Below are 12,283 nucleotides of genomic sequence, written 5' to 3'. Positions count from 1 at the left end.
ACTAACTAACCTTTAGTCCCTTTTCCATCCGTTATTTATTTACATCGGGAGCATACAATGGCTAGAGTAATTTTCTACAGCAAACCAGGTTGTAAGGGTGGTATCAAGCAAAAAGTCTTGCTAACCGCTGCTGGTCATGAAGTGGTAGCATATGACATTCTCTCGGAACCTTGGACAGTTGAGCGCTTGCGATCTTTTTTTGGCGATCGCCCGGTAAGCGAATGGTTTAATCCTTCTGCTCCCAAGGTAAAATCTGGTGAGGTAGTCCCGGAAAGATTAGATGCACAAACAGCATTAGGGTTGATGTTGCAAGACCCTCTGTTAATTCGTCGTCCTTTGCTAGAAGTAGACAATCGCCGTGAAGTAGGTTTTGATGTCGAAAAACTTGATGCTTGGATTGGCTTAAAACCCGTGGATGAGTCTTTAAAACAAGTGAGCGAAAGCCTCATGAGCCAGAATTTACAAGGCTGCTCTCATGGTCATGGTCACGGTCATGAGCATCACCATCATAAAGGTCATTAGCAAACTGTTAACTGTTCCGTCCCTCTGCGATTTTTTGAGGGACGGTTTTGTGTGGCGTAAGAGGATGTTTGAAAAGTCCTCTTGTTGGTATCAAAAGTTTTAGTTCCCTCTAAATCTCCCCCTTCGACAAGCTCAGGACATCGCTTAAAAAGGGAGACTTTGATTCTGGTTCCCCCTTTTTTCTACGCCGAAGGCGCATCCCCGAAGGGGTTTAGGGGGGTTAGGGGGTATCAATGAGTGCCTAAAGTTATATCAAAAAACTTTTCAAACACGCTCTAAGAGTAATATGCAAATAAGCCCTAAATGTGCTGCACGCAAATAATATTCAAAAGAACACATTTTCCCTAAAACTAGTTCTCCAATAATCAGCCTGTGCAAATAACTCTCCACCTTGATGAAGCTCTTCTTAACGAAGCTCTCCAACTTACCAACATCACCACTCAAGAAGAACTGCTGAACCTCACTCTGCAAGAATTTGTCCGCTTGCGTAGAAAGAAAAACCTTCTTGACCTCGCCGGAAAAATCCAGTTCACCCCGGACTTTGACCATTCGGATATCTGAACAGCCGCAACCTGTCAAGCACTCTGTTAAAAAAAAAATTTTGATCGTTCCGCTTCGCTACACTCTAAAAGGGAAAAAGAACAAGTGCAAAGGGCAAAAAGGGGAAAAGTATAAAGGGCTACCGGAAAGTCCTCCCGGCAGCGCACACCACACGAAAACAAAAACTGTAGTTGATGACGACGCGCACCGCCCTACTGTAGATGAGGCGGAAAGCAGAACGGCAGTAGATAGGATCGGGGGCCCAAGAACCGCCCCGCAGCACGGCTCTTCCTTGTTTTTGATAAAGGTTATCATTATTATCAAACCACGCACTACCGTCTGTTGGCGCTCCTTCGTAGCTATCATGCCAATCATCGAGACACCATTCCCAAACGTTCCCGTGCATATCGTATAACCCAAAGCCGTTGGGTGGAAAACTGCCTACTTCTATTGTTTCTCCACGATATTTGCCCTTTGGTTCAGAAGCGTAAGTATAATCGCCATTGTAATTAGCTAATTCAGTTGTAATCGTCTCTCCAAAATGAAATGGTGTCTCGGTTCCTGCTCGACAGGCGTATTCCCACTCTGCCTCACTTGGTAAACGATATTCCTTGTCTGTATGTTTTGAAAGACGGGAGCAAAACTCCACGGCATCATACCAAGACACTCGCTCTACTGGTCGCCTGTCTCCTTTAAAACGAGATGGTTCGATTTCCAGGTCACGGTTAACTTTAGGTAGTGCTGCTACTCTTTTCCATTGTGCTTGGGTGACTGGATATTTACCCATGAAAAAAGCAGGTACATTTACATCGTGCTGCGGACTTTCATCGGAACTTCGACCTTTCTCCCCTGATGGTGAACCCATCTTAAAAGAACCACCAGGGATAGAAACCATTTCTAGATTTATATCATTGCCCAAGTCCTCTTTAAAGAACTGAGCTTGCTTGTTAGAATATCGTTTAATTACCTGTCCTTTTTCATTTACCGTTACCGTTTCAAGGTCAACCGTCCACAGGGGTAATCCCATTACTTTAGACGCCCGCTTTTGCTCGAAGATTGGCTGTTCAATCTCCACAACTTCTTCGTTAGTAAGCTGCAAAGATTGTTGTAAGCTTATTAACTTCATGCGACTGGCTGTACTTAGGGGAAATTCTCGCTCAATTGCTTCTGATAAAGCTTGCTGATAACAAGATAAATTCTGCCGATGTTCTTCTTGCTTTTGCTGTCTGCGATTCTCTGCTTCTTGCTGCTGTTTGATTCTCTCTTTTTCTTGCTTTTGAGCCAACAGTTCAGCACTGGCTGATCTACCTCCGCTTGATGAAGTTACAGGTTCAACAGTTGTGATTATCGATTCAAAATTTCCTCGCTTACAGGCAATTCTTTCAATCGCTTCAATTGCCTCCCAATCACCACGAGATACAGCTAAAACTCTCACCCATAATTGTTTTGCTAATGATAAATCGCCTCTGTTTTCAGCTTGAGATGCTTGATATTTTAATGGCTCTACATCTTTAAATGTGGCAGTTTGCTCTAATAAAATAAAATACATTTTATAAGGTGGATCTGCTTGCCAGTAAGGATTTTGTGCTTTCTTTCCATAGTGAGTATTCAGACGAGGAACTTGATAACTTAAATTTTGTGCTAAACGCTCGACTGTAGCACAATTAGCCTCGCCTTGTAATTGCAATGCTGCTAATAGCGAATGGGTAAATGAGCCGTGTTGTAATTCATCAATTTCCCAAGATTTTTGGTTAGCTGTACAAGAATAAAACGTGATGACTCCCTGATGTCTTTGCTCACCGATTCCCAAGCCAGAGCGACTACTTTCATCACGGCAAGCATCCAAAAACAACACTACATTTCCAGCGCCACTACGCCGCAATCTTTGAGTTACATAATCAACAGAAATAGCAGTATATTCTATATCTCCCACGACACTATCTGAGAGCATTAAATAATCTTTATCTTTATATCGATTGCCATGACCAGCAAAGAAAAACCACAAATTATCTTCTGGTTTTAATAAAGGGGGTTGAATCTCCCCATCGATAATAATTTCGTCAAACTGTCTATGTAAGAATCCCCGCAACAGACCAACAGTTGGTTGAGTGGGGATTGGCGGATAGGTGGGAATTGGGGGAGAATCATCAGTAAATAGGAAAACTTGCTCAAATTTGGCTTCTTGTTTAAACCAAATAGCCATCGCCTCTGCATCTCGCTTGGCATAGTTTAGATCCTGAAGATTATTGTACTGATTAATGCCGATGGCGATCGCCCAATTCTTACCCATATTCAAGTACCGATTATTTCCGCTTGAATTTAAAAGTCATCGCTCCTTTTCCGCCGGCTTTACCACCACCAATCCCAAACAGGCTAATTTGTCCTTCGCCATTAATTTCTACTGAAAGCTCCACCTCATCCAACTGCATTTTAGAATTGGGTTCTTCCGCTTCATCAAGCATTTCCCGCATTGCTTGCAGAAATCCCTTCATTTCTTGCTTGATTTTACTTACCTCTACTTTGCGTTTAGTAATGACTAGTTCGCCTTTTTTTTGGCTGAAAATTATTTCTTCTTTGGTTTCAAATCCGCCGAGTAGTCCCCCTGTATCGCGGCTGCTTCTGGCTCCACTACTTCTGGTTACACTATCTGTGACTGTTTCAGTAGTTGTACTTGAGCTTTCAGCCACTTCTTCGGTAATAATCCAGATGGCATTTGGGGTAGAATCTGCTGACATAAATTTAATTATTTAAATTGTTCTTGATTTAACTAGCTTTTACCAAAGGTGTGGGCGAATCAAATTCGCTACTACACAGACTAAGTACCCATCCACAGACTAACCAAAAATTAAAGTTTTTCAACCCACAGAGGCTGACTTCCCGGAGGGAAGATGCTGTGCGTCATGGTTGTATAGCCGCGATTTTTAATCGCTAGGGCTGGTTTTTTGGGGAAATTCTAACCACAATACTATTATTCAGTATTAACACGTAAACTGGCAATAAGCAGAGCAAATTAGTCAATACCAAAGCAGCAAAATCTTCCACACCTAAACTTTTATTTAATTCCAGACGCAGAACATCTAGGACAAAACACGTCCCCCATTCGCCATGTCATGAAAAACTTTGCAAAAGTACCCATATAGTCCCTGCTGCTATTAACGGCACACTCAGGTTATCGGTACCGTAAGGTGAGATAGCTTCGGCTAGGGTAGCAACTACAGCACTAATTAAAGCCACCAAGAAAGCTTGACTAGTACTAATACTTACTGCTAGGGGGCTAAGTGTTGAACCCGGTAACAATAGCAGTACCAGGAATATCGCCACCGTACTTGCTACTAACATCGCCGCCGAACCTTCCCAGGAACGCACAGAATTTCCTATTTGGTATTGATGCTTTCCAAAACGCCTACCAATTAAAGCAGCCAGCGCATCTCCCCAAGTCATTGCCATCACTCCAGCCACAGCAATGGGGGCATTATCTCCTGGTGTATCTGGTCGCCAAAGTAATGTAAATAACAGGGTCACGGAAATAGCAAAATACACTGTTCCCGGTGAACTGTCTGCTGTATCCATTGCACCAATAACCCGATAGCGATAAAACAGGTAATTAACGCCAATAAATGTAGCAAAGGGTATAATACCGATTTGCCAATTTTGAAACAGCAAAAGTACGCCAAAGACCCACATCCCTGCACCAATATGGATAACTTTACGGGTTAAATCTGGTTTGACGCCAATTAGTCTACGCAGTCCCTCACCAAAAGCCAGGAGACAGATAACATAAGTATAAGAAGCTGCTAAACCGATCAAATCACTATTATTCATAAGTTCTTAGTTATTAGTTATTAGTTATTAAATAGAACGACTTGAAAAAACCAAACTATGTGAAGTAATTTAAAAAAATTGCATTTGTTTCGTAGTAAGGACTTCAGTCCTTATTAGAGGACTAAAGTCCTCACTACAAACCTTTAATTATTTACACCATTCTACTTAGTTATTGGGAAGAAAACTTTCCCTACCATAAGTCGGCGTAAATAAACAGACTAGTTGAAATCAATGAAAAGCCTATAAAATAAGCTTTTTGACTTTTGACTTTTGACTTCCGCGCAGCGGTACTAGCCTCTCATTTCGGCTTCTCACTATTGCGCTTAAAGTTTTTTTCTGTAAATGACACACTGCCAATACCTTGGAGGATTCCCCGGCCGATTAAGCCTAAACCGCGACCAATGATTTTAGTTAGCACAAAGACAATCCCACTACCGACGAAAGCTAATAGAGATTGTAAACGCGGAGCGATCGCATCCCGAAATTCTAGTAGTAATGTCACTAATAGGCGAACTCCTGAAAGCTGGGCTAATTCTTGACCACGGGGGGCATAAATGGTAACTTTGGCAATACCGCGGGGTGCTAAAACAAATAAATCATAGCTACTTTCAAAGATGGCTTTTGGTTCCTTGACATATCTATTTAAACGATATTTCCATGACAATTCATTACGGAAGCGCTCAATTTCTCTGGTGGATATTAAGCGGCGGTCATAAAAATTTTGCTTAATTTCTTCTACATCTGCTAAATAATTTAATAATGGTTGTACTACACCGTTAGCTACTTGAATTAATAAATTTTCTAATATCATTAATGCCTGGTTTTTCGCTTCAGTGCTACCTACTGCATAGGAAGTGTTATCAATGTGCAAATCTGTTTGCAATAGCAAATAAGATAATAACTCAACCACTGAAGGAATTTTACTGATAATATCTATTTGGACAACTCGATAATTTTGTAATAATAAATTAACAATTACTATATTTTGGTTTCCTACTTGTACCCGATAAAATTTACCAAAAAAATCTGTAATTGTAGCTTGCCATAAATCATACAATATGCTGTCTTTTAAACTTTCTAATTGAGTAATTGTAATGGGATTGGCGCGTAAATTATCAAGTTGTTGAGCTAGTTTTTGTAAAATCAGATAAAGTAATTCGCGTTTTTTGGTTTCCCGAAAAATATCAATTTCTAAAGCCACATCTGTGACATTTTGTAAAGAAAACTGCAATTTGGTCACACATAATGAAAATAAATCAGATTGGAGCGATCGCGGACTCAGTAAAGGTGGCGAAGTTAGCTCCTGTGGCGGCTCTAAGGGAACAATAGCACTACTAATTGAGGAGATGACTGGTGTTTCCTGCGCCGAAGAAATATATTCTTGTTGTTGTTCTTGTCGTTTTTCTTGGGGCAAAATTAATAGCCGATTCAGTAACCAACGCGCTGCTAACAGTTCCCGTCGCTGTCCAGCTAAAACGGCTCGATCTATTAATGGCAATCCGGGGATTTGTAATTGTCCTGTAACTTCGGTTAAGGTGGCCTCAATGTAGCCAATTCCTGACAGATACCAATTTTTTCTTACCCTGGCTAGGGGGAGAGGAGGCGATGGCGTGATGGCATTATGGGAAGGAGTGGCATCTGTTCTATTGCTGGGGGAAAACCAATAAGAACCACCATTTACCACTTCTGCCATAGCAGCTACTAATTCAGCAATAGGAGTCCCTTTAGGACAGTAACCATTAACACCAGCAGCCCTTACTGCCAATATTAATCCTGGTTCTTGCACAGAACTCAGAAGCAAAACGGGTAATTTGGGATACTGAATTTTCAGTTGTTGACAAAGTTGCAATCCTTGTTGCTGACTGGCAATAGAGCGACCATTACCTAGTTCTAAAACCACTAAATTTACTTGGTTAGGGTCTTGTTGGGCAAGTTCTGCTAATATCTGTAAGGCCGTTGTATCTGTTTCTGCTTCCGATACTACTTGGATGTCAGGTAGGGTTTCCAATGCTACCCTCAGTCCTAGGCGAAATATAGGGTCTTGGTCAATTAACAATAATCTCAGGGGTTGTTCGCTCATAGTTTGAACAAATACACAAGGCCTGTTGTTGCACAGTCACCGCAAACTTTTGATTTCTGCTTAGTCTTACTCATTGTTACTTGTTTTCGCCACCTAGATAAATAGATGATAATTGCCATAGGCGGCTATTAAAAATGTAATTAAATGAACTTCAGTATTCGGCATTGGTTGGCAGAGCGCCATATTCAAATGAATCAAATTAGGGGATTCTCTGGTGGGCAATTGGCAGGTATTGCCTACCGGATTGTTGATGATATGGAAGTTAAAAGCCTCATGCCCTTTGACATTTGTACTTTAACAGAGGTTTTAGAACAACCTTTAGGTGCTGTTAGGGATGATATCGCTGTAGTTGCTCAATTAACTGAAAGTATATTACGTCATCTCAGTCAGAAAAAAGCCCTAAAACGGAACGAGGGTACATGGTTGGCGTTTCAAATTGCTTATCTCCAATCTCTGCAACAAATTTTAAAGCAAGAAGAAAGTCTACAAAGACCTTGGCTTAACCGGGCAATCATACCATCTCCAGGACAGTTGTTGAAAGAGGAAATGGGTAAACTCACCCTTGCAGATGCCCCATTACAAGCACTTTTAAAAACGCTGAATCCGGGGAAACTGAGCGACACGCAAGCGGAACAAGCACTGTCTTTGGTGGCAGATTCTTTATTGGTGCAACAAATGAATAATGCCACCGGAGCTTGGTTGATGGCTAACGGTGCGGAGGAAGTACAAGCTAAACTGTTAACCCAGCGTTTGGCCCATACACTTCCTGGACACCTGTTAACAGTTGTGGCTCACAATGCCCTGCCTTTAGCTCAACTACAAAAATTTTTGCGCTTGGGAACGGCTAGCATTAACCCCAGTGCTGGTTCTACAGTGGATGACAAAATTGACCTGTACCGGGAAGATTACCGTGCCAGTCTGCTCCACAGCCTCAGTGAACCATTATTCATGGAATCCTTTGCCCTCAAGGATATTTATATTCCGCTGACAGGTTTACCAAAACAACTGGATCAAAAAAATACCTACCCAGTTGATTTAAAAATATGGGCGCAGCAACAATTAGCAGATACAGCAACCATTGCAGTGATTGAATCTGAGTCTGGTTATGGCAAAACCAGTTTTTGTCAAATGTGGGCAGCACAGGTGGCGCAAGAACTTTACCCGACTTGGATGCCAATTATCATTCGGCTACGAGATATCAAATATGGTCAAACTTTAGCGGAAACCCTTAATTCTGCTTTTCCGTTGAATGTTCATATCAACTTCAGTATTTGGTTAAAGCAAGAATATCCCCGATGTCTGTTACTGCTAGATGGTTTAGATGAACTACCTGCTTCTCATCAGGGTAGTAGGGCAAAGTCATTGTTTATCCAACAGTTACTGAAATTTCAGTCTGAATGCCCTCATAAGATTATTTTGACGACCAGAACGGCAACTTTACAAGAAATCGCCCCAGAATTACTACTGCAATTACAACGAATTACTATTCAGCCGTTGGAGTTACACGAATTAAAACAATGGTTTCAGCAGTGGACAAAGGTGCAATCTTTATCTATTGCCCAAAACTTTTTTACGTTTTTAAAGCAGTCTGGGTTATTTAATAATCAATCTCAGTCACCACAACTTGCTGTTCTGGTGCGTCAACCGTTGATGTTGTATTTGTTGGGTGTGCTACACCGTGACGGATTATTAGATGAGCAATTATTACAATTTGCTGCTAATAACCAATCAACAGCAGCACCAATATTATGGGAAATTCATCATCGCCTGAGTCGGTGGTTGTGGGGATATCCGGTAACTGGCGGCACCAAAACCATGTTACTGCGTTCAGGTTCGGCTCATATTCACAGAACCCAAGAAGCGATCGCTAATCTACTTTCTGGTTGTCATCCCCAAGATTTATTCAAGCAAATACAGGCGATCGCTCTACAAATTTTACATGGCAATGGTCATGCAGTTACTTTACCAGCAGAATCAGATCCTCACGTTCTGCCAGCCTTCTATTTTCAAACCAACTCGCATCCCCATGTCCCCAACACCAGCATTCAGTTTTCTCATGCCAAATTAGGCGAATACCTCTGTGCTGAAGCTATTGCCAATCAACTACAGACTCTCAGCCAATATCAAGATGATATTTACGGGACACGCACCTTCTTATTAGAATCTCCTAGCAGTGTTGCCCAACATCTCTATAATTTACTCGGTTACGGTGTTCTCAGTCAGGAAGTTGTAGAACTAACTGTTGAAGCATTAAAACACCAGCACAGCCGCGATTCTTCGCTGACGATTATATTGCAACGTCTGGAATCTTTCTGGCGTGTTTATTGTCAAGGTCGTTGGTTAGATCAAGGAATAGGACACAAAGCTTTAACTTATTTTCACACGCTGCATAACCCCGTGAATTTTGAGCAGGTAAATGCTGCGGTGGGTATAAATGTCTTTTTAGTGTTGTGTGCTGGCTACAAAGCTATGAAAGTCGCCTTTTCTCCTGGTGGTAATCCCCACAATCAAGCTGAGTTCTATCCAGAAGCGCTACTGGTATTAATGGGTAGAATAGCAGTTTTGCCTGATAGTACCTTGAGTCAGCGAATCATCCCCCAATCTCTGGCTGGACTCAACCTCTCAGGAATATTTTTACCACAAGTCGTGTTAATTGAAGCAAATCTTCAGGGTACCAATTTAACAAATGCGATGTTAAAGGGGGCAAATTTGACTGGTGCTAACCTCACAGATGCTAACCTCACAGATGCTAACCTCACAGATGCTAATCTCACAGGTGTCAATCTTACAGGTGTCAATCTCACTAATACCTGCTTATTTAATGCCGTCCTCGCTGATGCTAACCGAGAAATTGCCAAACTCAATGGTGCATTGTTTTCTCTAGAGCAGTATTATACCCTGAAAAATTTATTATCACAGCAATCATTTGACGGTGTTGCTGACCATACAGTTAATACACAGGTTTGGGATCACAATACTCCTGAAAAGAATGTCAGGGAAAACTTACAAAATGAGCCAATGTTGTCCATGAATTTATCCGATGATGACGAGGATGAAACCATTTTTGGCGCTCATTCTTATGATGAGGATGAATAATCAAGCTCAAGGGGTTGATGGTGAATTGCGATAGCCATAAAAGTTGATACTGTATTCAGTAATCTGCACTCCCGTTTGTTGTTCAATTTGCCGGATCAATTCTTCTGGCAAATCTATATGCACATCAAGAATTTGATTGGTATCAATACAATTGATGTGACTATGAGAATCACTGATATTACCGTACAAACGCCCATCACAGCGTTCAATACACTCAATGATGCCCTGACTAGATAAAGCTTCTAAGTTTTGATAAACAGAAGTATGACCAATATCTTTGCCTTGGTGGTTTAAGCGATCGTAAATATCTCTAGCAGAAAGGTGTTCATTGGCTTGCCACAAAAGCTCCAAAATAAAGCGCCGCTGGCGACTAACGCGCATACCCAACAATTGACACCGCTCCAGGGCATCTTCAAGAGAACGAATTGGCTTTGTCGATATTGATTGATTTTGCATAGTTAAATTTGTTAACTATTCGGGAAATTTTCCCGGTTTTATGTTTATCGGTTCTTTTGATATGCAAGGATATTACATGTCGCCGTTGTGCTGTTGATTTATCCTTACTTGTTTTGTGGAGAAATTTACAGTCTGAGGTGATGTTTTTCTTGCTCTTTGACTGTTACTCAATTACACCCTAATCTAAAACAAACTCATTACAACTTTAACTTAAAATTAAGGTTAATGTCCACCCGCCCCTGTGGGGAAGTCAAAAATCAAAAATGTTTAAGGTTTAATTTTTTGTTCACTGTTCGCTTTTGAAACCGCCAATGACAATCACAATCGCACTCGATACTGACTCCGTTAATAATCTCGATCTTTCGCCAGCTGTCACGGTGATTGAGGAACTATTGCAAGAGGGAGCGATCGCATCCCACGAACAGCAGCTATGCTTTGATATTAACTATCCCTTGGAACCCGGCGATCCCCGCGAATTTTCCGAAATTCCTGAGTTGCGGCTATGGTTTGTGCGTTTGGATGCCAAATATCCCTGGGTAATATTTTTACTAGATTGGAAAACTGGTGAATTTGCTCGTTACACCGCCATGCTTGTACCACATCAGTTCAGTGCCAAAGAAGGGATTCAATATAATCCAGAAGCTTTAGAAATATTTCTGATGCACAAAATTTTTATTTTAGGTGATTGGTTACAACAACAAGGTATCCCCAGTCAATCGCGGTTAAAGTCTATGGCGCAAATGCTGGGTTATGAGTTGGATGATGGCTTTTTTGCCATATTTTCATAAATTAGGCGCTAGGACATAACAGCCATGTATATACAGAAAATATCAAACTTCGGAATTTTGCTCATCTAGACTACCGTTGCGGGCAAAAATTTCAATAGCCTCACTTCTAGTCAAATTATTTTCCGATGCCAATTCTGCCAACTTTTCCCAAGCTGTATCTGTGAGCCTGATAGATCTCAGTTGTTTAGGCTCACAACCATAATCCATCTGAAATTTACCCGATGCAGTACGCTTGCGCCTGGGTGATTTTTGCCTTGTACCTGAGTATTGATTGACAGTAGGCGTTTTGGGGATCTGATTACTAGTCAGTAAGTTAGTGAGGTGAGCGATTAGGCGATCGCGCGCCATCGGTAACAATTGCTGACTATGTAGCATATCCTGAATAATTGTGAAATGAATTAATGTGCCGATAAAGATACGTGCAGCTACTTCTGGATCTGGTAGTTGCAGTTCTGGATGTTCTGTAAAATATTGACTTAAAAGTTCCAAAGCAGGTTTGTCTACGTTACGCACAAACTCTTGGGCTAGCAATGGAAACCGTCCAGATTCACCGATAATCAGCCTGACTAAATTCAAAACTTCCTGTTCATGGTTAATCCGCTCTAAAATGTTGTTTGCTAGGCGGTGCAACACAAGTTGAGGTTCTCCTTCTAGGAATTGTGTGTCTTCGGGATTAAATATTGCCCGACGGCTTTCTTGGGCTAGTCGTTCAATCAGAGCAATAAATAATCTCTCTTTGTCTTGAAAGTAGCTATAGACAGTTGTTTTGGATACTCCGGCTGCTGCTGTCACCTTATCCATTGTGGTAGCAGCATAGCCATTTGCTAAAAATTCTTGCATAGCACCAGCGAGAATCGCTTCAACTTTTTCTGGTGACAGTAAACGCTCTACCTGATTAGTTTTTGTCTGTTTCTTTTTCATTTTTCGCTTTTTGGACTCTTGACATAACTGTAATGTACAGTTTAGTTTAGTCACATAA

10 protein-coding genes are annotated in these 12,283 nt (G+C 41.3%); 4 read left to right on the top strand and 6 right to left on the bottom strand.

Annotation, left to right across the window (positions count from 1 at the left end):
* Window positions 1–57: 57 nt before the first annotated feature.
* Together ACM0OS_RS13565 and ACM0OS_RS13560 are read left to right on the top strand one after the other, a co-directional pair.
* Window positions 58–522 (top strand): ArsC/Spx/MgsR family protein, encoded by a 465-nt coding sequence (locus ACM0OS_RS13565; protein ID WP_414543715.1) that lies wholly within the window; start codon window positions 58–60, stop codon window positions 520–522.
* Between the two features lie 372 nt (window positions 523–894).
* Window positions 895–1,083 (top strand): type II toxin-antitoxin system VapB family antitoxin, encoded by a 189-nt coding sequence (locus ACM0OS_RS13560; RefSeq protein ID WP_414543714.1) that lies wholly within the window; start codon window positions 895–897, stop codon window positions 1,081–1,083.
* A gap of 118 nt (window positions 1,084–1,201) precedes the next feature.
* Here the strand turns inward: ACM0OS_RS13560 and ACM0OS_RS13555 are convergent, their stop codons facing one another.
* The 4 genes from ACM0OS_RS13555 to ACM0OS_RS13540 form a co-directional block, all read right to left on the bottom strand.
* Complete coding sequence (locus ACM0OS_RS13555; RefSeq protein ID WP_414543713.1) at window positions 1,202–3,352, bottom strand: SUMF1/EgtB/PvdO family nonheme iron enzyme; 2,151 nt, start codon at window positions 3,350–3,352, stop codon at window positions 1,202–1,204.
* A 13-nt stretch (window positions 3,353–3,365) separates the two neighbouring features.
* On the bottom strand, window positions 3,366–3,797 hold the full coding sequence (locus tag ACM0OS_RS13550) for a hypothetical protein (RefSeq protein ID WP_414543712.1): 432 nt from the start codon (window positions 3,795–3,797) through the stop codon (window positions 3,366–3,368).
* A 373-nt stretch (window positions 3,798–4,170) separates the two neighbouring features.
* Entirely contained in the window at window positions 4,171–4,884 is a 714-nt protein-coding gene (locus tag ACM0OS_RS13545) for a diacylglycerol/polyprenol kinase family protein (protein WP_414543711.1), read from the bottom strand.
* A 298-nt stretch (window positions 4,885–5,182) separates the two neighbouring features.
* Window positions 5,183–6,964, bottom strand: coding sequence for a DUF3685 domain-containing protein (locus tag ACM0OS_RS13540; protein ID WP_414543710.1), 1,782 nt, complete (start codon window positions 6,962–6,964; stop codon window positions 5,183–5,185).
* Between the two features lie 144 nt (window positions 6,965–7,108).
* Here ACM0OS_RS13540 and ACM0OS_RS13535 point away from each other — a divergent pair, with 144 nt between their 5' ends.
* On the top strand, window positions 7,109–10,060 hold the full coding sequence (locus tag ACM0OS_RS13535; RefSeq protein ID WP_414543709.1) for a pentapeptide repeat-containing protein: 2,952 nt from the start codon (window positions 7,109–7,111) through the stop codon (window positions 10,058–10,060).
* 6 nt (window positions 10,061–10,066) lie between these two features.
* On the opposite strand, the gene ACM0OS_RS13530 is transcribed toward ACM0OS_RS13535, so the two are convergent.
* Window positions 10,067–10,516, bottom strand: a complete 450-nt coding sequence (locus ACM0OS_RS13530) for a Fur family transcriptional regulator (protein WP_414543708.1) — start codon at window positions 10,514–10,516, stop codon at window positions 10,067–10,069.
* Between the two features lie 311 nt (window positions 10,517–10,827).
* On the opposite strand from ACM0OS_RS13530, the gene ACM0OS_RS13525 reads away from it, so the two are divergent.
* Entirely contained in the window at window positions 10,828–11,304 is a 477-nt protein-coding gene (locus tag ACM0OS_RS13525) for a CRR6 family NdhI maturation factor (RefSeq protein ID WP_414543707.1), read from the top strand.
* Between the two features lie 42 nt (window positions 11,305–11,346).
* Here ACM0OS_RS13525 and ACM0OS_RS13520 read toward each other — a convergent pair whose 3' ends face one another.
* Window positions 11,347–12,225 carry a TetR/AcrR family transcriptional regulator gene (locus tag ACM0OS_RS13520; protein ID WP_414543706.1) on the bottom strand — a complete coding sequence of 293 codons (879 nt, stop codon included), beginning with the start codon at window positions 12,223–12,225 and terminating at the stop codon, window positions 11,347–11,349.
* Window positions 12,226–12,283: the final 58 nt, after the last annotated feature.

The sequence above is a fragment of the Nostoc sp. CCY0012 genome (assembly GCF_963920855.1).
Taxonomy (GTDB): Bacteria; Cyanobacteriota; Cyanobacteriia; order Cyanobacteriales; family Nostocaceae; genus Cyanocohniella.
Note: the sequence above shows the minus strand (reverse complement) of the source record. Positions and strands in the feature narration are given on the sequence as shown.